General features: G+C 71.1%; 20 protein-coding genes. 9 read left to right on the forward strand and 11 right to left on the reverse strand.

The window, feature by feature from the left end; translation table 11 throughout:
- Window positions 1–32: 32 nt before the first annotated feature.
- Window positions 33–1,331 carry a tryptophan 7-halogenase gene (locus tag ACFVHI_RS10435; RefSeq protein ID WP_380337664.1) on the reverse strand — a complete coding sequence of 433 codons (1,299 nt, stop codon included), beginning with the start codon at window positions 1,329–1,331 and terminating at the stop codon, window positions 33–35.
- A gap of 20 nt (window positions 1,332–1,351) precedes the next feature.
- Window positions 1,352–4,393 (reverse strand): LodA/GoxA family CTQ-dependent oxidase, encoded by a 3,042-nt coding sequence (locus ACFVHI_RS10440; protein WP_363367989.1) that lies wholly within the window; start codon window positions 4,391–4,393, stop codon window positions 1,352–1,354.
- A gap of 282 nt (window positions 4,394–4,675) precedes the next feature.
- On the opposite strand from ACFVHI_RS10440, the gene ACFVHI_RS10445 reads away from it, so the two are divergent.
- Both ACFVHI_RS10445 and ACFVHI_RS10450 read left to right on the forward strand, forming a co-directional pair.
- Window positions 4,676–4,903 carry a hypothetical protein gene (locus ACFVHI_RS10445; protein ID WP_063351855.1) on the forward strand — a complete coding sequence of 76 codons (228 nt, stop codon included), beginning with the start codon at window positions 4,676–4,678 and terminating at the stop codon, window positions 4,901–4,903.
- A gap of 741 nt (window positions 4,904–5,644) precedes the next feature.
- Window positions 5,645–7,798, forward strand: coding sequence for a hypothetical protein (locus ACFVHI_RS10450; protein WP_380337669.1), 2,154 nt, complete (start codon window positions 5,645–5,647; stop codon window positions 7,796–7,798).
- 81 nt (window positions 7,799–7,879) lie between these two features.
- On the opposite strand, the gene ACFVHI_RS10455 is transcribed toward ACFVHI_RS10450, so the two are convergent.
- A complete protein-coding gene (locus tag ACFVHI_RS10455; RefSeq protein WP_380337672.1) occupies window positions 7,880–8,173 on the reverse strand; it encodes a hypothetical protein in 294 nt (97 codons plus the stop codon).
- Between the two features lie 241 nt (window positions 8,174–8,414).
- The gene (locus ACFVHI_RS10460) at window positions 8,415–9,614 is read right to left on the reverse strand and encodes an RNA-guided endonuclease InsQ/TnpB family protein (RefSeq protein ID WP_380337675.1); all 1,200 of its coding nucleotides are present in this window, start codon (window positions 9,612–9,614) and stop codon (window positions 8,415–8,417) included.
- Between the two features lie 50 nt (window positions 9,615–9,664).
- On the opposite strand from ACFVHI_RS10460, the gene tnpA reads away from it, so the two are divergent.
- The 5 genes from tnpA to ACFVHI_RS10485 all read left to right on the forward strand — a co-directional run bounded on the left by tnpA (window position 9,665) and on the right by ACFVHI_RS10485 (window position 13,680).
- Window positions 9,665–10,093, forward strand: coding sequence for an IS200/IS605 family transposase (gene tnpA, locus ACFVHI_RS10465; protein WP_380337678.1), 429 nt, complete (start codon window positions 9,665–9,667; stop codon window positions 10,091–10,093).
- Window positions 10,094–10,197: 104 nt separating this feature from the next.
- Window positions 10,198–10,491 carry a hypothetical protein gene (locus ACFVHI_RS10470; RefSeq protein ID WP_380337681.1) on the forward strand — a complete coding sequence of 98 codons (294 nt, stop codon included), beginning with the start codon at window positions 10,198–10,200 and terminating at the stop codon, window positions 10,489–10,491.
- Window positions 10,488–10,913: a hypothetical protein gene (locus ACFVHI_RS10475; protein WP_380337684.1), complete on the forward strand. Its 426-nt coding sequence runs from the start codon at window positions 10,488–10,490 to the stop codon at window positions 10,911–10,913. The genes ACFVHI_RS10470 and ACFVHI_RS10475 overlap by 4 nt, the downstream gene beginning before the upstream one ends.
- A 1,048-nt stretch (window positions 10,914–11,961) precedes the next feature.
- Complete coding sequence (locus ACFVHI_RS10480; RefSeq protein ID WP_380337687.1) at window positions 11,962–12,501, forward strand: GNAT family N-acetyltransferase; 540 nt, start codon at window positions 11,962–11,964, stop codon at window positions 12,499–12,501.
- 384 nt (window positions 12,502–12,885) lie between these two features.
- The gene (locus tag ACFVHI_RS10485; protein ID WP_380337690.1) at window positions 12,886–13,680 is read left to right on the forward strand and encodes a hypothetical protein; all 795 of its coding nucleotides are present in this window, start codon (window positions 12,886–12,888) and stop codon (window positions 13,678–13,680) included.
- A 426-nt stretch (window positions 13,681–14,106) separates the two neighbouring features.
- Here ACFVHI_RS10485 and ACFVHI_RS10490 read toward each other — a convergent pair whose 3' ends face one another.
- Entirely contained in the window at window positions 14,107–14,847 is a 741-nt protein-coding gene (locus tag ACFVHI_RS10490) for an ArsR/SmtB family transcription factor (protein WP_380337692.1), read from the reverse strand.
- 145 nt (window positions 14,848–14,992) lie between these two features.
- On the opposite strand from ACFVHI_RS10490, the gene ACFVHI_RS10495 reads away from it, so the two are divergent.
- Window positions 14,993–15,469 carry a GNAT family N-acetyltransferase gene (locus ACFVHI_RS10495; protein WP_380337695.1) on the forward strand — a complete coding sequence of 159 codons (477 nt, stop codon included), beginning with the start codon at window positions 14,993–14,995 and terminating at the stop codon, window positions 15,467–15,469.
- A 246-nt stretch (window positions 15,470–15,715) separates the two neighbouring features.
- Here ACFVHI_RS10495 and ACFVHI_RS10500 read toward each other — a convergent pair whose 3' ends face one another.
- Complete coding sequence (locus ACFVHI_RS10500) at window positions 15,716–16,411, reverse strand: DUF4241 domain-containing protein (RefSeq protein WP_380337698.1); 696 nt, start codon at window positions 16,409–16,411, stop codon at window positions 15,716–15,718.
- 247 nt (window positions 16,412–16,658) lie between these two features.
- Between ACFVHI_RS10500 and ACFVHI_RS10505 the strand changes: the two genes are divergently transcribed.
- Complete coding sequence (locus tag ACFVHI_RS10505) at window positions 16,659–18,950, forward strand: hypothetical protein (RefSeq protein ID WP_380337701.1); 2,292 nt, start codon at window positions 16,659–16,661, stop codon at window positions 18,948–18,950.
- Window positions 18,951–19,041: 91 nt separating this feature from the next.
- Here ACFVHI_RS10505 and ACFVHI_RS10510 read toward each other — a convergent pair whose 3' ends face one another.
- The 5 genes from ACFVHI_RS10510 to ACFVHI_RS10530 all read right to left on the reverse strand — a co-directional run.
- Complete coding sequence (locus ACFVHI_RS10510; protein ID WP_380337704.1) at window positions 19,042–19,482, reverse strand: hypothetical protein; 441 nt, start codon at window positions 19,480–19,482, stop codon at window positions 19,042–19,044.
- A 377-nt stretch (window positions 19,483–19,859) separates the two neighbouring features.
- Window positions 19,860–20,252: a ribosomal protein L7/L12 gene (locus tag ACFVHI_RS10515; RefSeq protein ID WP_380337707.1), complete on the reverse strand. Its 393-nt coding sequence runs from the start codon at window positions 20,250–20,252 to the stop codon at window positions 19,860–19,862.
- A 16-nt stretch (window positions 20,253–20,268) separates the two neighbouring features.
- The gene (locus ACFVHI_RS10520) at window positions 20,269–20,577 is read right to left on the reverse strand and encodes a hypothetical protein (RefSeq protein ID WP_380337710.1); all 309 of its coding nucleotides are present in this window, start codon (window positions 20,575–20,577) and stop codon (window positions 20,269–20,271) included.
- Between the two features lie 72 nt (window positions 20,578–20,649).
- Entirely contained in the window at window positions 20,650–21,828 is a 1,179-nt protein-coding gene (locus ACFVHI_RS10525) for an RICIN domain-containing protein (protein WP_380337713.1), read from the reverse strand.
- A 102-nt stretch (window positions 21,829–21,930) separates the two neighbouring features.
- The coding region (locus ACFVHI_RS10530; RefSeq protein WP_380337715.1) for a hypothetical protein at window positions 21,931–22,167 on the reverse strand (237 nt) is incomplete at its 5' end.

Here is a 22,167-nt window from a genome sequence, read left to right on the forward strand (position 1 = left end):
GGCTGACTCCTTGGACGAGCGTTCCGGCCCTTTCAGGCTATGCCGCTCAGGGGCCGTTCGCCTGTACGGCGGCGGCGCCAGAAGGGGCTCAGGGGCCAACGTTGCTCCTGGGTATAGGCGTACCCGTGATTTCTTCGGTAGGCCGCCGCGATCCCGTCCAGGAACGCCGTGTAGTCGGCGAGCGCTGCCGTCGTCCGTCCCCCGTCGGCGAGGCAGTCGGCCACGGCCCGTCCGGCGCGGGCACCGGTGTGCAGCGCGGTGAGGATGCCCTGCGAGGAGAGCGGGTCGAAGGCGAGGGCGGCGTCCCCGGCCGCCACCCAGCCGGGCCCGGCCGCCGGGGTGAGCCGCAGGCCGTGAGCCGGCGCCCAGCGCGGCACGGGTGTCGCGGCCGGACCGTGCCCGGTCAGGCGGCGCCGGACGTGGACGGTGCGACTGAGCGCGTGCCAGAAGCCCTGTGGGGTGCGCAGGGACGGGGTGGCGAGGTCGGCGTCGGTCAGATGGGCGACCAGGCGCCCGGCCGGGATCCGGGTGGTGTACCACCAGCCGTGCGGCGCCGCCTCCACCAGGGTGCGGGCCTCGGCGTCCGCCGGGTCCGACGGTTGGCCCTGGTCCGACGGTTGCCCCGGGCGCGAAGGGCGCGAAGGGCGCGACGGACGGCGGTCGGGGAACACGACGTACGCGGCGACGAGCCGGTCCTGCCGCCAGCGGCGGCCGTTGCGGCGGCCGATGACACAGCGTCGGCCGGTCGCGTCCACCGTCCAGCGGGCGGACAGCTCCGTCACGGCGCCGGTGGCTGGCTCGCGGACGGTCAGCCGGTCGTCGAGCCGGTCCAGTACGGTGGCCTGCCGCAGTTCGGCACCGGCCGCGACGGCCGCGTCCCGCAGGAAGGCGTCGAAGCGGAGCCGGTCGAGGTGCCAGCCGTGGCCGTACGGGTCGAACAGGTGGCTGCGGCCGTGCAGCGCGGCCGATCCCCAGGCGGCGTACGTGCCGGTGGAGACGGGGTGACCGGAGGCCAGGAAGGCCTCCAGCAGCCCGAGGTCGCCCAGCAGCGGTCGGGCGGCGGGCGGCAGGAACTCCCCGATCTTGAACACGGGTTGGGCGGAGAACACGGCGGCGGACGCGACCGGGGACGCGACCGGAGACGTGGTGGCGGACATGGCCGGGGACGCGACCGGGGACATGGCCGGGGACGCGGCGCCTGGCCGGTGCCGGCCGCCTCCGCCGTCCAGGAGCGTGACGCGGTGGCTGGCCCGGGCGAGGACGAGCGCCGCCACGGCGCCCGCCGGTCCGCCGCCCGCGACCACGGCGTCGACCGGACCGGACGGGCGCACGCGAACCGGCGGGTGAGGGGTCACCGGTTGGGCCGCAGGCGCTTGACCTTGTCGATGAACCCGACCGAGACCTCCTCGTCGGGGGCGTCCGCCATGGTGGCCGCGGTGGCCAGCGCGGCCGCGCCCAGAGCCGGGTCGGCGCCGCGGTCCACGTGCACGGTCATCAGGTTGCGCCCGGCCGGCGGGGCGGGCTCGGCCGGGAAGCTCACCTCGGACTCCACCAGGACCTCCGCCGGCAGCCGGGGGTCGTCGGTGGGGCCGACCCGGCGCTCGACCACCCCGAGCTTGCCGAAGTCCTGCACCATCGCGTTGATGGCGGCCATGTAGTCGCGGGGCAGCCAGCGGAGCCAGGTCCGCCGGTTCTGGAACGCGGCCAGGCGGTCGGCGATCGGGCGGGTGGTGTCCATCACCACCTCGTAGTCCTCCTCGGCGAGCACGTGGTTGGGCACCCGGGCCGGCCAGAAGGTCGGCAGGTACGGGTCGTACGGGCCGAAGCCGAGCGAGACGCTGTACTCGTAGCCCGACCGGCAGCTCGCCGTGTCGGTCTGCCACGGCACCGCCATCCACCGGGTCAGGCCGCCCGGGCCCTGGGCGTGCAGCGGGCCGTCGAGGGAGAGCGCGAGCTCCGGCGTCAGCGTCTGGCCGTAGTCGGGCGGGGCGGGCGCCAGCGGGTCGCGGTGCCGCACCCGGAACGGGCTGCTGTACAGGGTGATGTGGCGCATCGGCCAGGTCAGCTCGCAGCCGGGGTGGAAGGCGTCGGCGAGGCAGAACGACAGGGCCGCCCGGTCGAGGGTCCCGGGCTGTTCGGCGAACGGGACGTCGTCGAGGGCGGCGGGCGGCGCGGCCGTCGGGTCGTAGTCGTCGGCGAAGTCCCCGCGGGCCCACCGCTGCAGGAGGCGGTACTGCAGCGCGGAGAGCGTCATGTGCTGGCGCACGGACTGGGGCGGCAGGTTCATCGCGTCGCCGTAGACCGCAGGCCAGGGCACCGGCGACATGCCGTCGCGGTTGTAGTCGCGGACGGAGAGCCAGATCTGCCGGCGCAGCTCCCGCTGGACGGGCGAGGGGTCGGCCAGCGCGGCGACCCGGGCGGGGTCGAGGAGGTACTCGCGCCCGCCGAAGCCGAACTGGGTGGACAGGCCCTTGTTGACCCACTGCAGGCCGGACAGCCGGCGCAGCACGGGCAGCACGTCGCGGGTGAACGAGACCTGCTGCGGCTCGGGGAGCTGCCCGGCGCTGAAGAAGGAGTCGCGCACCAGGTCGTACATCGTGCGCACCGAGGCGAGTTCGGGCGCGTAGTTGGGGGGCGCGGTCACCACCCAGGCCGGCTCGACCGGGATCGGCCGTCCGTCGATGCTCACCTCGGCGGTGACCGGGCCGTCGGAGGTGTCGTCGTACCAGCCGTCGTTGTTGGCGAAGGTGTCGGCGGGGGTGCCGGTGGAGGAGGCCGAGACGCCGTGGCCGCCGAGGAAGACCAGCCGGCCGCCGTCGTCGGTGCGCAGTTCCCCGAGGTAGACCGGTTTGCCCATGAAGGTGCCGGTGTCGAAGCGGTACTCGGGTTTGTCGGAGCGGTTGCGGCCGCGCACCGAACGGGGGCCGGGGTCGATGACCAGGAGGTCCGTGCGCTGGTCGGCCTGGATCTTGGGGTTGCGCAGGTTGCTGTCGTCGGCCTGGTTCGCCTCCGGGATGTCGAGGGCGATCTGGAACTGGTACCAGGCCGCCTTCGCGTTGGCGACGTGTACGGTCCAGCGCAGGTCGGCGTTGTCGGCGGTCAGTTCGGCGACCGGCTCGCCGGCGGCGTTGTAGCCGTACACCCGGAACCGGACGCCCTGGCGCTTCAGGGCGCCGGTGACGTCCTTGTAGCTCCCGACCGGCAGCGGGGCCGGATCGTCGACCTCGGGGCCGAGGACGAAGTCGTCCATCGTGCTGTCGCCGACCCGGGCCACGCCGATGGCCGGGTGCACGGCTGCCCGGACGATCCGGGTGTCGCGGGCCGCCGGCGGGGTGATCTGCGGGCGGGCGGGGCCGGGCTCGGCCGTCGGGACGCCGTTCACGTCGCGGCGCTGTTCGGCCGAGGCCAGGTACACCGTCCTGCGCACCTCGGCGATGCTGCCCACCGGGGTGTGCTCGGCGAGAGCGTGCCACGGGTTGAGGGAGAGGTTCTCGCCGTACGCGGCCTGGCCGCGGGCTGTGACGTCCTGCTGCTGGAAGGTCAGCCGGGCCACCTTCACCGGGGCGCTCTCGGACTCCTCCCACCGCACCGTCGCCTGGTCCAGCGGCATCTTCTCGTCGTCGGTGCGGAACTGGAGCATCAGGTCGAAGGCCGCCGGACCGGCCTTGAGCCGGTGGACCAGGTCGGCGCCGAGGTAGGTGGGGTCCTCGTCGGGCGGTGTCGCCGCCGGGTCGGCCGGCTCGCAACCGGCGGGCACCAGCTTGTACTTGACGAAGCGGTCCGGTCCGAAGGCGTAGGGCAGCACGCCCCAGTAGGTGGCGGTCAGCACGCTCTGCTCGAACGTGGCCATCGCGTCGAGGATCCCGGCGGTGACCGGATGGGCTTCCAGGTACTTGTCGTAACTTCCGTCGATGACACCGGCCTTGGTGAACTCGCACATGTCCTGGGCGGTGTCGACGAAGAAGACGTCGAAGTTCTGCAGCAGGAGGTCCTGGGTGCCGGCCTCGGCGTAACCCTCCAGCAGCTTCGGGCCGGGCACGCCGAACAGCTTGATGCCGACGCCGAGGGTGGTCTTCAGGTCGGGAGCGCCGGGCACGGTGTCGCTGGAGAACCGCACCCAGGCGGGCAGGCCGCCGGCCTGGGTGCGGGCGCTCTCCAGGAACCCGACGCGCAGGTCCGACGGCAGGTCGTCGGCGACGGTGAGCGTGCCGCGGGCCACACCGTGCGGCTTGAGGAACACCGGCCGCTTGACGGGGTCCTGGCCGCGGGCCATCCGCACGCCCTGGGTCAGGTCCACGAACATCTGCTTCAGTGCGCCGGCCGCGTCCTCGGCGCAGCCGGGCAGGGGCGGCAGCCCCGCGGTGTCGTCGAAGGGCTCGGGGGTCCCGGTCATGTTGTGCTCCCGTCGGTGCGCTGGTGGAGGGGTCCAGGCCGGTGGAGCACCTCGGTCGACGTCGCGCGGCTTCCGGACCCCGGTCAATCGTGCACAGACCTTCGAGGGGCTGCGCGCCGACGTACGCCCGAAACGACCAGGCGGCGGGCCCGCTGCGCGCCGCCTCACTCCAACCGGCCAGCAGCGCTCGCCCACCCCGGGGTCCGGTGGCAGCGTCTTCGGTGACCGGTGCCGTCAGTGGCCCGGTCGGCCCGGCCGACTGCCCCGAGGAAAGGAAGGTACATGACCAGAAGAGGATTCAGTGTCACCGTCCAGGGCGACCTGGAGGGGGACGTGCTGCAGCGGATCGGGGACACGGTGCGAAGGCTCATCCTCGACCAGGTCGCCGAGCTCGACCTCGCGCCGCCGCTGCGCGAGGTGCCGCTCGGCGGGGCCGGTTCTGCCGGCGACGCGGTGGACGCGCTGCTGAAGCGGCCGGGGCCGATCGGGTTGCAGATGGAGCAGGAGTAGTAGTGACCGAGACCGAGGCCGGCCCGGCCCGAGCCGGGGCGACCTGCCCGAGCAGCCTGTGCGCCCCGGGCCACCTGCTGCTCGGCATCGTCCGGCAGGACGGCACCGTCGCCGCACTGCGCCCGCCGCTGACGGTGGACGCCGAGTTCACGGCCCGGGCCTCCGCCCCCGGTCTGCGCCCGCCCGAGGCACGGTTCCGCTTCGCCGGGCCCTGCGTCGAAGCGGCCTGCGGCCAGTGGGAAGGGTCCCGCTGCTCGCTCGGCGACGCGGTGGCCCATGCCGCGTACGAGGTGGGCGCGGACGACCCGGACGCTCCGCTTCCCCCGTGCGCCGTCCGCTCCACCTGCCGCTGGTGGCAGCAGAGCGGTTCCGCCGTATGCCGAGTCTGCGACCGGATCGTGCACACCATCAAAGCGCCCGCCGAGACCACCAGTTCGAGGACACTCTCGAAGCCTGGGATGTCTCCGTCCTGGCCCGGGTCTCCTCATGGCAGTGAGGAATGCACCGCTGATGCTTCAAGTTCCCGCGCGGCCGGATCGGGCCCTGTCGCCCGCGCGAGCGCCCCCGCGGCAAATCAGCGGAGTCACCGAAGGGCGATTTCATAACAGCCTGTCTTCACTATGAATACTCAGAGTGACTGCTATATGTGGGTACATGACACATGAACAGCACTCAGCGCCTCCTGGGCAGCGCCCGCGGCGCGTCCGGACGGCCCGGCTCGCCGCAGGGGCCCTGGCCCTGATGGTCGGCGCCGCAATGCCCCTGTGCCTGGACACCGGCACCCAGGCGCAGCCTCGGGCCGGCGGCTCGCCCCTGGTCAGCGAGACGTTCACCCAGGCCACCGCCCCGGAGTTCACCGGCGTGGGGTCGGCCTGTCTCACCGGCGCGCCGGCTGCCGCCGCGCCCGGCCCCGGGGACCATCCGCTGGGCGGCTGCCCGGGCGGCGTGGGCCCGGTGCCGCCCCCCGACGGTGCGCCGCACGGCTATCTGCGGCTGACGGACGCGTCCAACGACCAGGCCGGCGCGGTCCTCTACAACAACGCGCTGCCCGCCAACCAGGGCCTCGATGTCACCTTCGACCAGTGGCAGTACGGGAGCACGACCCCGGCCAACCCCGCTGACGGCATCTCGTTCTTCCTGGTGAACGGCGACGGCGCGCTGGCCCACCCCGGCGCCTTCGGCGGCAGCCTCGGGTACGCGCAGAAGCTTCCAGACGACGACCCCACCGCCACCTTCCTGCCCGGTGTCGACCGCGGCTACCTGGGCGTGGGGCTCGATGTCCTCGGGAACTATTTCGGCGACTGGGAGCACCGCGGCAACGGCTGCCCCACCCGCTCGCCCGCCGGGACGGCGTTCCGCGTCCCCGGTCCCGGGGCCAACATGGTCACGGTGCGCGGCCCGGGCGACGGGATCGAGGGCTACTGCTTCCTGACCGCCACCACCAGCAACTTCAGCACCACCGCACCCTGGCCGTCGACGCTCCCGGGCACCCTGCAAGGACCGCTCACCGCGCTGCCCCCGGGGGCCACCCCCGCCCAGGCCGAGACCGCGCTCGAACCCTCGCGCCGCCGGGTCCATGTCGAGCTCACCCCGACGCCCGCCCCGGTGCTCACCGTGTCGGTCGACTTCAACGACGGCACCGGCTCCCACCAGGTGCTCAGCACGCCCGCCCCGCAACCGGTGCCCGCCACCTACAAGTTCGGGTTCGCGGCCTCCACCGGCCTGTTCACCGACGTGCACCTCATCCGCAACGTGGTGGTGAGCAGCAACCAGCCGCTGCCGCAGTTGAACCTCGTCAAGCAGGTCCGGCAGCCGCTGCCCGGTGACCTGGTGGCCGGGACACGGGTGCCGTACGACTTCGTGGTCACCAACTCCGGTGCCACGGACATCACCGGCCTCGCCGTCAACGACCCGAAGGTCGGCCCGGTCTCGTGTCCCACGACGACGCTCGCGAGCGGCCATACGGTCACCTGCACGGCCACCTACACCGTCACCACCGCCGACGTGACCCACGGTTCCATCGACAACACGGCCACCGCGACCGGCACCTCGGGCGGCCAACCGGTCTCCTCGCCGCCGTCCTCGCAGAGCGTGCCGATCGAACGGCCGCCCGGCCTCGCCATCGAGAAGCAGGCGCAGACGCCCGGCCCCTACACGGTCGGGCAGACGGTCACCTTCCGCTACACCGTCCAGAACACCGGGGGCACCGAGCTGACCGGCGTCCACGTGACCGACGACCACGTCGCCGACATCACCTGCCCCTCGACCACGCTCGCCCCGGCGGAGAGCCCGGGCGACCGCACCACCTGCCACGGCACGTACACGATCACCGAGAACGACGCCACGGCCGGCTCCGTCACCAACACCGCCACCGCCACCGGTACGGCGAACGGACAGCCGGTCACGTCCCCGCAAACCCAGCTGACGCTGCCGATCGGGGCGCCGCACCTCACCCTGAAGAAGCGGGTCCTCTCGCGCGGCCCCTTCGCCGTCGGAGACACGGTGGAGTACTCCTACACGGTCACCAACACCGGCAGCACCGACCTGCACGGCGTGCTGGTCGACGACGACCGCATCGCCGACGTCAGCTGCGCCGCGACCACGCTGACGCCCGGGGCCAGCACCACCTGCCACGGCACCTACACGATCACCCTGGCCGACATCGAAGCCTGCAAGACGGCCCACAACCGCGGCGGCGGCGAGAAGGGCTGCGACATCACCAACGTGGCGTTCGCGGCGGCCACCGACCCGCACGGGAACCCGATCGTCAGCGAACCCGCCAAGGCCACCATCACCGTGGGAGAGAAGAAGGACTCCTACTGCCACAAGCACCCCGGCCACGGCCACTGCCGCAAGGGACTCACCGAGCCCGCGCCCGACCAGGAAGACGACTGACGACACCTCGCCACCCCCGGCCCTCGCGCCCCCTTCCCGCACCGCGCCCCCTTCCCGCACCGCGTTCACGCGCCGCTTCGTCTAGGGTCCGGGCCGGTCGGCGTTCCACCCCTGCGGCAGGGCCTCGTCGCAGAAGACACGGACGAAGTCCTCCTCGCGCACGATGTTGAGCTGCCGGCAGGACGGGCAGCGGCGGAACAGCACCTCGTGCGTGAAGCCGGACGGGCGAACGACCCTGGCCTGATCCAGGGCGCCGGCGACGGCCGGCCACGAGCTGACGTCCGGGCAGTAGTCGGTCGACTGGTTGCCGACCTCGTCGACCGCCCACCGCCCGGACCCCTCGCGGAAACCGGCCTCACCGGCGCCCAGGACCATGTCTCCACCAGCAAACACGCCCACGTGCTCACCGCGGCGCGGTACGAGTCGCAGGGCCTCGGCCCGGCCTGATCGACAACGAAGGTGAAGGGCTCGGACAACACGCTCCCCGGTTCCACCACGTCGGTGTGTTCTCCGGGTGTTCGGAGATCTGCCGCTGACGTCGTCGACCCCGACGCGGCCCAGTCTGAGCTAGGTTCTCCCCGTGACTCCTCCTCGGCGTAAACGCCGGGGCTTCTCGTTAACCCTGGCGGGCGTCGCGACGGGCCAGCCCGGCCCGTAGAACGTTGATGGCTCCTACCGTGTCGGCGTGCGCGCGGTGGCCGCAGGCGACGCAGTGGAACTTCTCCTGAGTGGGCCGGTTCTCCTTCGCGGTGTGCCCGCATTCAGGGCACTCGCGGGAGGTGTTGCGGGGGTCCACGGCGATGACTTCCCGTCCGGCGCTTTCAGCCTTGGCGTGCAGGATCGTCAGGAACACCCCCCAGCCGGCATCCGAGATCGAGCGGTTGAGTCCGGCCTTGGCCGCGGCACCGTTGGGCAGGAAGACGCCCGGTTGGTCGGGGTCGGGCTTCGGCGCGGGGGCCGCGAGCATGTTGCGGATCTTCAGGTCCTCGTGCGCGATGAAGTCGTGCTCACGGACCAGCCCGAGGGCGGCCTTGTGGGCGTGGTCGAGCCGTTGACGGCGCACCTTGCGGTGCAGGTCCCCGATCCTCCGGATGGTCTTCTCCCGCCGGTTGCTGCGTCGCTTGCACCGGGACAGGGCCTGCTGTGCGGCTTCGAGCTTCGCGGCGGCGGCACGGGCGTGACGCGGGTTGGGAACGAACCCGCCGCCGGAGTCGGCGAGGAAGTTGGCTATCCCGAGGTCGATGCCGACCACGCTGCCGGTCGGGGGCAGCGGCTCGCAGTCGCCCTGCTCGGCGGTCAGGATCACGTACCAGCGGTTGCCCTCACGCTTGACCGAGACGGTCCTGACCCTGCCGGCCACCGGGCGGTGCTGGTTGATCTTGACGTGTCCGACGCCTTGTAGACGGACGCGGGTCACGGGGTCGTGCGGGGTGGAGTCCCAGCGGCAGCCATCCCCGTCCTTGGGAAACTCCACCGTGTCGAACCGGTTCACTCCACGGAACCGGGGGTATCCCGGCGTCCGGCCGGCCTTCACGCGTCGGAAGAACGCGGCGAACGCCTTGTCCAGACGGCGAAGCGTGGCCTGCTGGCTGGAGAACGACCAGCGTCCCTGGCGCTGCGGGTCGAACGCCCGTATGTCCTTGAGCTGTGCGGACTGCTGCCCGTACTTGATCGAGGTCTTGGAGACGTGCCGGTACGCGTCGCGGCGCTCCTGAAGCGCTCCGTTGTAGAGCGAGCAGTGATCGCGCAGCATCTCGCCGAGCGCTTGCGCCTGGCCCACGGTGGGCCGTATGAGGAACTTGTACGCACGGATCATCCGACCCACCCCCTTTCGATGCTGACGGTTGGTCATCCTACCCTTGGCCCATGTCACCACGCTGGGAACCCGACCCCGATATGCGGCGGGGAAACCACGTTGTCCACAACCTGCACGCGCACTTGGTATTCGTCACCAAGTACCGGCGGGACATCTTCACCGACGAGATGCTGACGCGGTGCAACGCGATCATGCGCGACGTGTGCGAGAGCTTCGGCGCGGAGCTACGCGAGTTCAACGGCGAGGGCGATCACGTCCACCTGCTGGTGCACTACCCGCCGAAGGTCTCCGTCTCAAAGCTGGTCAACAGTCTCAAGGGTGTCAGCTCCCGCTACCTGCGCGCCGAGTACACCGGGCGCACCAACCGCATCGGCATGGGGTCCGTGTTCTGGGCCCCCTCGTACTTCGCCGGGTCCTGCGGCGGCGCACCGCTGAGCATCGTCAAGGACTACATCGAGAACCAGAAGCGGCCCACCTGACCGTCACCACGCAAGCGCAGGGACCTACGGCGCTCCGCGCCTCCGTGCCAGGGATCGCATTCCCTCCCGGCCTGAAGGCCGGGATTCCCTGCGAAGATCAGGTGATGGCAGACATAGACCCGCTGGTACCTGTCCTTGCCGGGCTGGTCGTCGACAGCTGCGACGACGACGAAGTGGATCCCGACTCCGCGGTGAGGATGCTGGAGAGCGTGGCCTCGGTGCTCAAGGGCCTGCCGTCCGAACAGCTCGACAGGTTCCTGGTGGTGCTCAGGAGTCTGGCCGAAGTGGAGCCCGAGCCCAGTCGGCGGGAGTTCTTGGAGGCGTTCCCCTTCACCTGCGGCTTGGTCGAGGAAGAGTCCTGCGCAGTCGAGACGTCTCCTGGCACGCTGGTGGCATGAACGATCTCCAGGATCGAGAGCCGATTGATTCGCTCGTTGCCGCGGACTCTCCCTCATGGAGCGTCAGGGTCGTTGCAGGGCGTCGGCTGGCGGTAGTACCTCATATCGAGGACGTCGCCGAAGTCCTCCACCGCCTTTTGCTCGATGTTCAAGACACCGGAGTGACCTCGGAGACAGCCGTGGCCTTGTTGGCACGTGAGGACCTACCGGGTCTACGCGCCGTGCTCGCCGCCCTAGCCAACGCGACCGACCAGGGAACCGCTGACCAGCTCAGCGCAGAGCTTGACTGTGACCCGCGCTGGATGACCGGCGATGGCCTGGCCGAGCTCATCCGTCAACTCAAGACGCTGACGTTGGAAGCAGATTCAGGGGTTCGCGACGAGGCCCAACGGCGACTCTCGCTCCTACGACAGAACAACTGACCTGCGGTGGTCCGTCACCACTGGCGCAAACCGCCGTCGGCCCACCTTCGGTGACACGCGGTCCAGGTTCCCTGGCACAGGTCAGGGGGCGTTCAAATGTACGCAGCTGAGGAGAGCGAAGGCCGTAGGCCGACGCTGGCTCTGATGACGGCGCCGACGCCACCTCGCCGTGTGCGCACTCACTGGCTTCCCTGTCTCCGCGCTCCGGTCCGGACCGGGGCCGGTGTGGATCGTGTCCGTGTCGATGGCGTGGGGGAGCACAGCGTCGGCGGGTTCGGTGTTGCCGGATTCCGTGAGGCCCGCCGTCCCTGTCGACTCCTTCGGTTCCGTCGGGACCGGAAATTCTTCGGTGTGTTCCCGTCCGGGTAACCCCGTTCAGGGCTCCGGGACAGGAAGATTTCCTGTCCCGCATGTCGGTGCCGTCACCGCAGGGGGCTTGTGAGACGAAGCCAGTCCGGCTGCTGCTCCGTTCGGCGCCGGGTTTCCGAGGGCGCAGGCCCGTTGGGCTGTTCGCAGGCGCTGGTGGCGACGGCGGTCGCGCCACCATTCCAGCCGGTCGTGTGAGGCCTGGGGGAAGACGGCGTTGAGTACGGTCCAGGCCCCGGCAGGTGCGGCAAGGAGCAGGATCGCCCACCAAGGGGTGTGGTTGTGGAGCAGGAGGACCGGTGAGATGACACCGGCGGTCCCGGCCAGGGACAGGGTCCGGTTGCGTTTATCCACCTGAAGCCTCTCTCCTCAATGACGGCGGGGGCTGCTCGTCACGTGTGTGACAGCGTTCCTTCACCGAGTCAGGGGCGATGCAGTGTTGGCCTGTTGTGTGCCCCGGGTGGAGAGGTCTCTTCCACCGTGGTGGAGAGGGATGGAAGGTGTCGTCGGTTGCTCAAATCCATCGTCGAAGGGGTTGTCGATGCTGAGGGACTACTCGGTGAGGTCGATGGCGAGGAACTCGCCGGCCTGCCGCCAGCTGTTCCGGCGGTGCCCGCCGCCCTGGGGCGCTGTGTCCCGGGGTGCTGGGCCGGTTGGGTTGACCACCTGTTAGCGTGCGCGAATGGAAGATCTGGGAGCTGTGGTTTGGCCGCCTGAGCCGGTCAGGACCGGGAGGCTCGTGCTCCGTGAGTCCGAGGTCCGGGACCGTGCGGCGTTCATCGAGCTGCTCGCCTCGCCGGAGGTGCACGCCTACCTCGGTGGCCCCCGGCCGCGTGACGAGCTCGAGCGCGAGATGCCCGGGGCGCCCGAGCGGTGGCCCGGGAGTTTCGTCGTCGAGCTCGACGGATCGATGATCGGCCAGATCCTGCTCAGGAGGGCGACGGGGCACCGCCGTCCGGCTGCCGCGGGGAAGGTCGATCTCGGTTACCTGTTCCTGCCGCGGGCGTGGGGACTCGGGTACGCCGCCGAGGCCTGCGCGGCGGCACTCGGCTGGCTCGCCGAAGCGCTTCCCGGCGAGCCGGTGGTGCTCACCACCCAGAGCGCCAACATGGGCTCGATGCGTCTGGCGGCGAAGCTGGGGTTCACTGAGGTGGAGCGGTTCGAGGCCTGGGGCGCCGAGCAGTGGCTCGGCATGCGCTCCCCGGCCACGCCGTCCGATTGAGCCTGCGACGCAACCGCCGGGGAGCACCCGCCCACCTGTGCGCGGGAGGCGCTGCTGTGGGTTCTCGTCCGAATGCCGTCAGGAGCCGGCGCACCTGTCGTTCTCTTGTGGCGGAGAGGGGCGCTTCTCGCGCGTCCAGGCGGGCGTGGGCCCGGCGCGCGCGTGTCGATAGTGGTCGTCGCGACGGATGCGCCGTCCGCGAACTGGCGCGGAGCAGCACGGGCCCCTGTCCCGGTACTCCAACGGGCTCGGCATCCGAGTGCAATCCCGGTCCTTTGGAAGGACCGTCAAGTACCCTGCCAGGCATCGTTCTCGACCGGCTGTTCTGTCGGTGGCGGCGGCTAAGGTCCGTATGCCTGTCCGCCGTCCGAAAGAGATGCCTCAATGGTCCGTGTCACACCGCCGCGCCGGGTGGATATCGCCGCGGCCTTCCCGGAACTGGTGCCGTTGGCGCGGCAGACGGCGCGCCTGCACCCACGGTTGGGCGAGCCGACCGTCCACGACAGTTCGGTCGGGGGCCCGTTGCTGTGGCCGGCCGGTGAGCCGTGGCCGGTGTGCGAGGGCCCGCATCCGGAGGAGGACGAGGGCGATCTGCCGGTGTCGCTGGCGGACGTCCGGCGGCGCCGGGAGCTCTATGAGAAGGGCTGGGCCGACGGCAGTCCCACCGACCAGGAGCGGGCTGCTCTGGACGCGACGCGCGCGGGACATCCATGGACCCGGAAGCCGAACGCCCTGCTGCCGGTGGCCCAGCTCTACGCGCGCGACGTCCCCTCGCTGCCGTGCCCTGAGGGCGCGGACATGCTGCAGGTGCTGTGGTGTCCGCTGAACCACGATCCGTCCTGGATGCCGACGGCCAGGGTGGTGTGGGGCTCTTCCACGCAGGTCGACGTGCTGCTGACCGATCCGCCGCTGCCGGCTGACGTGGAGAATTACGGCAACTACGTGCCCGAGCCGTGCGTGCTGCACCCGGAGGTGGTGACGGAGTGCCCGGCGCCGCTGGAGCTGGAGGCCGACCTCGCGGGCCGGATCGGGGACTGGTGCGAGCGGGAGTTCACCGGCACCGATCCGAGGTACCGGTACGCCGATGAGTTCCGGGCCTACTACCGGTACGAGCTGTCGGTCGCCCTGGCTGGAAGGTCGGCGGTTGGGGGCCGTGGAGCTTCCGCGATCCGTCGGTGATCCGGTGCACCGCTTGCGAATCCGCCATGGTGCCGTTGCTGACGATCGCTTCCGGCGTTCTGGACGGCAGCGGCTGGGACCCGGTCGAGGACCGCGACGCGGACGGCGACATCGGCATCCAGATCGGGCGGAGCTACACATGCAGCTCTACTACTGCCCGCTCTCCTTCGAGCACCCGTGCCGGGAAGTCATGCAGTAACGGCCTTGGGTGAAGTCGGGGTCGGGGCGTGGCTGTTGGCGGTTCGACCGGTGGGTGAGCAGCAAACGGCGTCGCGGGCGAGGACGAGTTCGGCGCTTGTCCGGCGGCGGCGGCGGGCCGGGCGTCGTGCGGAGCGGTCGGAGAGCAGGCGTCACAACTCACCCAACCCGTGCGGCCCTTCCACCGTCACGGTCCCACCAGCACCGGGACCGTTCATCCCAAGGCCGCTAATCCGCCTCGCGGTCCCAGGGCGGCAGCTCGGTGGTCGCAGGCTGTCCGAGGTGGTCGCGCAGTTCGTGTCTGCCCAGGTCCGTGAGGGCGAGGGCACGGGTGGTTCCGATCCGGGTCAGCCACCCGGAGGCCAGGGCGTGCCCGCAGATGGCGGCGCCGACGGCCCCGCCCAGGTGCGGGCGTCGTTCGGCCCAGTCCAGGCAGGCGCGTACCAGCGGTCTGCGGGAGGCGTCGGGCAGTGCGATGCCCAGGTCGTGGAGCCAGGCCGCCCCTTCGGCGGTGAGCGACGGATCGGCTCCCCACTCCAACAGGCCGCGGGCGGCCATCGAGTCGGTGACGGCCAGGCCCAGTTCTCCGGCCAGGTGGTTGTAGCAGAGCCGCGCGCGGGCCAGAGCCCGCTGTCGCCCTGAGCCCGACAGCGAACGCGGCCTGGGGGTGTGGCGCGGCGCGAGTGCGGCGAGGCTCTCGATCAGGGCCATCACGCGCGGATCGGCCATCCGCAGGTAACGGTGGCGTCCGTGGCGTTCCTCGACGAGGAGTCCGCCACGTACGAGCACGTTCAGGTGCTCGGTCGCGGACGAGGCCGCGACACCGGCATGGCGGGCCAGTTCCGTGGCCGTCCAGGCCCGGCCGTCCAGCAGGGCCAGGCAGAAGTCCGCCCTGGTGCCGTCGGCCAGCAGCCTGGCCACGGCGGCCAGGTCGACGCCGACGTCCCGGCCTTCGCGCTGATGGTCCATGTCCCCGATTGTCGCCGATCTCGCTTCGGGCTCGGGCGAAGCGTCCACGCCCTAACGTCCCGTACTGGCCGAGGCCACCGCGCCCCGCGCCCCGCGCCCTGTGCCCTGCGCCCGCACACCGTCCGCCAACCGCCCTGGGAGCCTCATGCCCGCCACCGACAGCACGCCATCGAACCTCCGGCCCGGCATCGGCCTCACAGTCACCGACGCCCCGAAGCCCACCGACGTATCGCTCATCTCCGACGCCCTGGACCGGTTCAACACCGACTCGACGGCCGTCGACGACCGCCGCCCGCTGGCCGTCCTGGTGCGTGACTGCGTGACCTCCCAGGTGATCGGTGGCCTGACCGGTCGCACCTCACTCGGGCTGTTCTTCCTCGACCTGTTCTTCCTGCCGGCCGAGTTGCGCCATGGCGGCCTGGGCAGTGAGATCCTGCGCCGGGCCGAAAGCGAAGCCCGCGCACGCGGCTGCCGCACGGCGGTGCTGTACACGATCAGCTTTCAGGCTCCCGGCTTCTACGCGAAGCACGGCTGGCGACGCCTGGGCGCAGTCCCGTGCGACCCGCCGGGCACCAGCAGGGTCTTCATGACAAAGGACCTCGACCCGCCGTCAGCCCCCTGAATCCGCAGCACCGCGGTGCTGCATGCCGTGTTCTGCCCGCTCCTCAAGGACGGCAGTAGCGGGTGAGCATGCGGCCCCTGCCCGAGTAGCCGACGGGCTGGGCCTCCGCGGCCGGCAGAGCGGCGGCGGGGGCCTGCCGTCAGGTCGCCTCCGTCCGGCCATCGGCTATGCGTGGCCCGGAGTCGCGCTGGTCGGTAAAAGACCTCGACGCGGCGGCAGGGCCGGGCTGGCTCTCACCAGGCCCTCTCAGTCCCACGGGCTGGTGGGCACCGGGCCCGGGACGACGACCACCGCGATCTCGCCGTCGCGCGCACGGCCCGCCCAGACCTGGCCCCAGCCTTCCGGGACACCGAAGGCCAGCAGGTCGGCCCGGCATCCCTCGTCGCGGGTGAGCTCGAAGTAGCCCTCGCAGAGGTCTTCGGTGCCCCGCCCGACCGGCGGGCCGCCGAATCCGGCGGCGGTCACGTCGGCCAGGTAGCGGCGGAATGGTTCGGTCAGCGGTTGCCAGGCGGTGGCGTCGGCGAAGCAGCCCATGGCTTCCTCCGCCTCGAATCCCGCGCCGGCAGCGTGCAGGGCCGGGTCCTCGCCCACGCCGAGGGCAAGCTCCCACGTGACCACCGGCTCGTCGCGCACGCGCAGGCGTGTTGCGGCGCACTCCCGATGTTCGGTGTAGTAACCGTCGGAGAGGTGGGGCCAGTTGGCCCAGGAGACGTCCACCGGGTACTCGCCGGGCGGGATACGGAACGCGAGCTCGCGCGGCGGCCCGGTGATCCAGGGCGAGTCCACGACCAACCGGCCGCTCGGCAGCCGGATTGCGGTGACCTCCTGCACCTCGGCGATCTCGATCCAGCTGCACGGGGTGTGCGGGTTTCCGCCGATCCGCAGGCCAGGTATGAACAGTCCGTCGAGGTACTCGCGCGTCCCCGGCCTGACCTCGTCCATTTCCGCCCCTTCCTTCTCACTCCTGTGGCACCTGTTGCCCCGGACGATACGCACCGCCGCAGACAACCTCCGGTGCCGTGGCCCGCCCGGCGCGGCCGGTTCTGACCGGGCCGCAGGGGCACGGCGCGCAGGCCGGTTACGGGGAGGCTTCCGAAACGAGAACCGTTTCCAAAAACCCCGCCATCGATCGGTCAAGGTCTGTCGGAACGCGGCCGTAGCGACCGCCCGCTGCGCCAGGGTGGGCGCCATGAGACTCCTGAAACCCCGTCCTGCCCCGCGCGCGGGCCGGACGCCGTTCCGCGCGCTGCCGCTGATCGCGCTGGTCGTGGCCGGCGCGGTGATATCCCTCGGTACGGTCGTCCCGGCCGCGGCCGCGACCTCCCGGGTCGACCTGAACGTCCTCGTCGTCACCGACGGCAACCCGTGGGTCGAGGGCATCCACAAGCAACTGGTCTCCGAGGGCGTGCCGACCACCGTGGTCGACCTCACCAGCAGCAACCGCGCCACCCTCACGGCGCCCTTCCTCGCCGACGCCCTGGCCGACGGCACACCGCACGGCCACTTCGAGGGCGTCGTCCTGCCCAACGACGCGCCGAGCCGGCTCTCCACCGCCGAACTCTCCGCCCTCACCGGCTACGAGCAGGCCTACCACGTCCGACAGGTCGACTCCTACGTGTGGCCGGGCGCCAACACCGGTCTGAGCACGCCCGCGTGGACCGGTTCGCTCGACGCGACCACCGCCACCGCGTCCTCCTCCGCCCGGGCCGACGCCTTCCGCTACCTCAACGGCCCGGTGCCGTTCGAGGGCACCGCGGGCGGCAGCGGCTCGTACGGCGCGCTGGCCACGCCGGTGCCCGACAACCCGGCCACCGGCTCGCACTTCGAACCGTTCCTCACCGAGACGGTGCCCGGCACCTCGACGCAGGGCGTGCTCGCGGGCGTCTACACCAGCAGCGGCCGCCAGCAGTTGGTCCTCACCTTCGCGTACAACTACGACCAGCAGCAGTTCCGGCTGCTCGCGCACGGGATCGTCGACTGGGTGACGCGGGGCGTCCACCTGGGCTACTGGCGCAACTACTTCTCGGCACACGTCGACGACCTGTTCAACGCCAACTCCCGTTGGAGCCAGAGCGGCAAGTGCACCCCGGGCGAAGGCGACTGCGCCGCCGGCGTACCGGACACCACGCCCATCCGGATGGCCGCCTCCGACGTCACCGACACGGTGAACTGGCAGCAGCAGAACGGCTACACCCTGGACTTCCTGTTCAACGCGGGCCCGGGTGTCGAGTACCAGCAGGAGCAGGGCGGCGACGACCCGCTGAGCGACGCGCTGCTGGCGAACAAGAACAGCTTCCGGTGGGTCAACCACACCTACGACCACCCGTTCCTGGGCTGCGTGCAGGACTTCTCGGTGATCCCCTGGCGGTGCCAGACCGACGCCACCGGGGCCATCGAATACGTCGACCAGGCCACCATCAGCTCCCAGATCACCCAGAACATCCAGTTCGCCCAGGCCAACGGCCTCCCGTTCCGGCCGAACGAGCTGGTCGCGGGCGAACACTCCGGCACCGTGATGCTGCCGCAGCAGCCCGACGACAACCCGAACTTCCTGGCCGCGCTGAGCGCCGACAACATCCAGTGGCTCGGCGTCGACGCCTCCCGCGAGAGCGGGCAGCGTCAGATCGCCTCCGCACTCGGCACCCCGCGCCACCCGGTCAACGTGTTCTACAACGTCTCCACCCAGGCCGACGAGGTGAGCGAGTACAACTGGCTCTACACCTCCAAGGCGAACGGCGGCAGCGGCAACTGCGAGGCCAACCCCGCCACCACGACCTGCATCGCACCGCTGGACCCGAACACCGCCTGGTCGAGCTACGTCCTGCCGCTGCAGGTCAGGATCACCCTCGGGTACGTGCTGTCCAACGACCCGCGGCCCTTCTTCATGCACCAGTCCAACCTGACCGATGACAAGCTGGCCCTGCAGACCCTCACCGGCATCCTGTCCACCTACCGCACCTGGTTCACCGCGGACACCCCGGTGGTCAACCAGACCCTCACCGACTCCGGGACGGTCCTCCAGCAGCAGGCCGGCTGGCAGCAGGCCCAGAACGCGGGCTCGGCCACCGGCTACGTCCAGGGCGGCGTGGTCACCCTCCAGGGGACCTCCGGCACCGCCGTGCCGGTCACCGTGCCCGCCGGCACCACCGTCACCGGCGGCGCCACCTTCGGCGCCGCGTACGGCGGCGAGCAGTCCGCGAACACCACGCTCGGCGCGACGGCTACCGCACTCACGCTGCCCACGAACGTGTTCGGTACGGTGGCCGACTCGACCCCCACCGGCCCGGGCGCGGAGCTCGCCTCCTACGCCAAGGGCTCCCCGCACGACGTGCGCCGCGACGGCGACGCCATCGTCATCACCGACCCGACCGGCACCCACGTCCTGCCGAAGCTCGCCGGCGCGCCGGAGGAGCAGCTGCACATCGGCGACCACCACCACAACCCGTACAACGCCGTCCCGAAGGCACCGGCCAAGAAGTAGCCCGCACCGCGCACCTCGTACCCCGTACCGCGGCGGCGGCCCGCACGAGCGCTCCCCGGCCCGTGCGGGCCGCCGCCCGCAGCCGGCCCGGCTACGCGGTGCCGACGGTGAGCCGGGTGATGCTCCCGACCACCTCGGTATCGGTCGCGTCGAGCAGTGAGGCCCGCACGGCCGCCGTGTCACCCGCGGCGTAGCGGCTCTGGTTCAAAGTTGTGACCGGGACGGTCACTTGGACATTCGTGCCCGTGCAGTTCGGGGTGAAACGTGCGTAGCCAAGGGCGCCGGACGTACGGTCCTCGGCGGTCACGGTCGCGGACGCGACGAAACCGCCGGCGTCGCAGGAGTACGCGATGGTGACGTTCACCGTCGCCGAGGCGCCACCGGAAACGGTCGCGCCGTCGACCCGCACCCCGGTGCCGGCGTGCGCCGGGGCCGCCCCGAGCACCGCCCCCGCGAGCAGTACGGGTACGCCGAGCAGAGTCACGATCCTGCCGTTCATGATGCCCCTCCCAATGCCGATCACCGGTGTCACACCGTCGACGACGGACCGGTCAGGCGGCGGTCGATCCCGGAGTCCTTCCCGGGGCGATACGCCGGGACCGGCACCACCGGCAGCGTCACCGCCGTGACCTGCAAAACTGACCTGACGATACATCATCAATAATAACTGGCAAGGAAGTTGACTCAGATCGCGGAGTCACGCCACCTGACCTCTGTGGCGCCGCTGGACCCGTCCTCCGCCCGCGCGGCCGCCGCCAGATAGCCCGGCGGCCTCGCAATCCGGCCTGGCACCCACCCCCACCCCCACCCCCACCCCCACCCCCACCCCGTCTCGTCGCGCTGCGACAGCGAGGACCGCAGGCCACCGCCGCCCCGATGTGCCTGGCCTGTGTACAGGTGACAGGGAGCTCAGGTGCCGTGGTGGGCGGTGTGCCCGGGAAGGGGGCCGTAGGCGGTGCAGTAGCCGCAGTCGCAGGTGGTGAGGGAGTTGGCCTGGCAGTGGGCGGTGGGCCAGGCCCAGGAGGTGCAGGGCCCGGGGTCGACGGGGGTGCCGTCGTCGGGCAGGGTGCGCCGGCACCAGTCGCACCGGACGGAGGCGGGCACGCCGGCCCGGCGCAGCTGGCGGGCTGCGGGGGCGGCGATCTCGAACGGAACGTCTTCCCGTACGGTGGCGGGTGCGCTGTCCAGGAGCTGCTTGCTGTGCCACAGACTCAGGCCGGTGACCGCGCGTACCGCCTTCAGGGCCGTCGCCCCGCCAGGCGAGCCACCGCTCACCACGATCGTGAACTGCGGATCCTCCACGAACCCCCCTGGTCGGTCAGTGTCGTGTCCGGTGCCAGTCAACCGCCCGTGCCCGCGCCCGGCCACAGGTTTTCCACACCGGCCGCGCCGTCAGACCCCGACACCCGGCCGTGGTGCCGTCGGTACCTTGGTTGAAGGCCTCTGCCGTTCTGGTGGCCGTGTTGTAGACCGTGTAGGGAGAACTGCGGAATGCCCATCCGTCGGTCATCGTCCAGGCCCCCAGTCGGTGGCCCGGTTCAAGGTCGCCGGAGAGAACGGAGACGTCGGTGCCGGCGGCGAAGACCTTGAGGCTGTTGGTGACGGGGTTGTGGAGGAGGGCGGGCACGCCGGTGGGTTCGACGCGGTGCGGCGGTTCCCATCAGGTGGTGGGGACCGCCGCACTGGACGTTTCCGGGGGTCAGTGCGAGAAGGACCATTTCTGGGTGGGGATGTTGTAGAAGGTCCACTGCTGGGCATGGGCGCCGTCGGTCTTGAGCGAGTCGTCGATCTCCAGGACCTTGCCGCTGTTGCGGTTCTTCAGGGCGTAGCCGCCGGCGGCCTTGACGAGGTCCCATTTCTGGGTGGGGAGGCCGTAGAAGGTCCACTGCTGGGCGCGGGCGCCTTCGGCGACGAGGGAGTTCTCGATCTCCAGGGCCTTGCCGCTGTTGGAGTTGCGTACCTCCCAGCCGTCGCCGGCCCAGTGGAAGATCCAGCGGGCGGTGGGCAGGCTGTGGCAGGTCCACTGCTGGGCGAGGGCGCCGTCGGTCATGAGGGAGTTGTCGATCTCCAGGCACTTGCCGCTGTTGGTGTTGACGAGTGGGGTCTTCCAGTCAACGACGCGGATCTGTTGGATCCAGGTGGTGAGGTCGTCGGTGCGGGTGTTGTAAGCGCCGGTGTGGGTGGTTTCGGTGGAGCCGAGGCAGTTGTTCTGCCAGGATCGGCTGTTGAGGGCGGCGAGTTCGTAGTGGTCGCCGGCCGGTCGTAGTGCGGGGCCGCCGGTGTCGCCCTTGCAGACGGCGGCGTCTGCGGGGGTTTTGGCGGTGATGGCGAGGCCGGTCGGGTCGACGGCGCCGACGGTGAAGGCTGCGCTGTGGAGCTGGTCGGGCACCCACTCGGTCTTGGTGCGGCCGTAGCCCGTCACCCGTAGTTCCTCACCGGCGGTGGGGGCGGTGGTGGACAGGGCGAGTGGGGTGATGTCGGTGACGGGGTTGGCCAGGCGTGCCATGACCAGGTCGCGGTCGGTGCGGGGGACGAGTTCGGCGACGTCGCGGACCTGGCCCGCCGTGGTGGCGTCAGGGCGACCGACGGTGACGGTGGTCTTGAGTGCGGGCGCGCCGGCGGGCAGGGCCGTCGGCTGGTCGGGGTTGTCGGCGAAGCAGGAGGCGGCGGTGACGACCCAGAACGGGTCGATCAGGGCGCCGCTGCAGGCGCGTCTGCCATCGCCGATGTCGATCTTGGCGGTGAACGCGTAGGAGCCGGTCGGCGCGATGTCACCGCTGACGGCGGGCGCGGGCGTGCCGGTGAGCAGGGCATTGGTGAGGACGGCGGCGGTGACGGCCCCGGTCGTCCAGACAGTACGTGAGCGTGAGCGAAACATCAGGATCTCCCCCTGCCGGCCTTGACGGTTTGTGAGCCTCGACGGTCGAGGAACTGCGGACACGGGCTGAGGGGTACAGGGCCCTCGGGTGGTCGGCTACGGTCACTTGGGTGCCCGGCGGACCATGATGGACCAGTCGGACCAGCCTGCGCCGTTGGCGTTGGATGCGTGGGCCATGAGGCCGGTGATGCGGGCGAAGACCTCTGCGGTCTTGGTGTCCGGGTTGTAGGCGGTGGTGGGGCTCTCGGTGAACTTCCAGTCGCCGGTCATCGTCCAGGATCCCCAACCGGTGGTACGGGTCCAGGTGGTGCGGTACAGCGATCGGTCCGTGCCGGTCGC

It is taken from the genome of Kitasatospora sp. NPDC127121 (assembly GCF_042677305.1).
Lineage (GTDB): Bacteria > Actinomycetota > Actinomycetes > Streptomycetales > Streptomycetaceae > Kitasatospora.

Excerpts from the sequence above, each read along its gene's own strand:
- ACFVHI_RS10440 (WP_363367989.1), bottom strand. The coding sequence starts at position 4,393 with ATGACCGGGACCCCCGAGCCCTTCGACGACACCGCGGGGCTGCCGCCC.
- ACFVHI_RS10445 (WP_063351855.1), top strand. The coding sequence starts at position 4,676 with ATGACCAGAAGAGGATTCAGTGTCACCGTCCAGGGCGACCTGGAGGGG.
- ACFVHI_RS10450 (WP_380337669.1), top strand. The coding sequence starts at position 5,645 with ATGGTCGGCGCCGCAATGCCCCTGTGCCTGGACACCGGCACCCAGGCG.
- ACFVHI_RS10455 (WP_380337672.1), bottom strand. The coding sequence starts at position 8,173 with ATGGTCCTGGGCGCCGGTGAGGCCGGTTTCCGCGAGGGGTCCGGGCGG.
- ACFVHI_RS10460 (WP_380337675.1), bottom strand. The coding sequence starts at position 9,614 with ATGATCCGTGCGTACAAGTTCCTCATACGGCCCACCGTGGGCCAGGCG.
- tnpA (WP_380337678.1), top strand. The coding sequence starts at position 9,665 with ATGTCACCACGCTGGGAACCCGACCCCGATATGCGGCGGGGAAACCAC.
- ACFVHI_RS10470 (WP_380337681.1), top strand. The coding sequence starts at position 10,198 with ATGGCAGACATAGACCCGCTGGTACCTGTCCTTGCCGGGCTGGTCGTC.
- ACFVHI_RS10475 (WP_380337684.1), top strand. The coding sequence starts at position 10,488 with ATGAACGATCTCCAGGATCGAGAGCCGATTGATTCGCTCGTTGCCGCG.
- ACFVHI_RS10480 (WP_380337687.1), top strand. The coding sequence starts at position 11,962 with ATGGAAGATCTGGGAGCTGTGGTTTGGCCGCCTGAGCCGGTCAGGACC.
- ACFVHI_RS10485 (WP_380337690.1), top strand. The coding sequence starts at position 12,886 with ATGGTCCGTGTCACACCGCCGCGCCGGGTGGATATCGCCGCGGCCTTC.
- ACFVHI_RS10490 (WP_380337692.1), bottom strand. The coding sequence starts at position 14,847 with ATGGACCATCAGCGCGAAGGCCGGGACGTCGGCGTCGACCTGGCCGCC.
- ACFVHI_RS10495 (WP_380337695.1), top strand. The coding sequence starts at position 14,993 with ATGCCCGCCACCGACAGCACGCCATCGAACCTCCGGCCCGGCATCGGC.
- ACFVHI_RS10500 (WP_380337698.1), bottom strand. The coding sequence starts at position 16,411 with ATGGACGAGGTCAGGCCGGGGACGCGCGAGTACCTCGACGGACTGTTC.
- ACFVHI_RS10505 (WP_380337701.1), top strand. The coding sequence starts at position 16,659 with ATGAGACTCCTGAAACCCCGTCCTGCCCCGCGCGCGGGCCGGACGCCG.
- ACFVHI_RS10525 (WP_380337713.1), bottom strand. The coding sequence starts at position 21,828 with ATGTTTCGCTCACGCTCACGTACTGTCTGGACGACCGGGGCCGTCACC.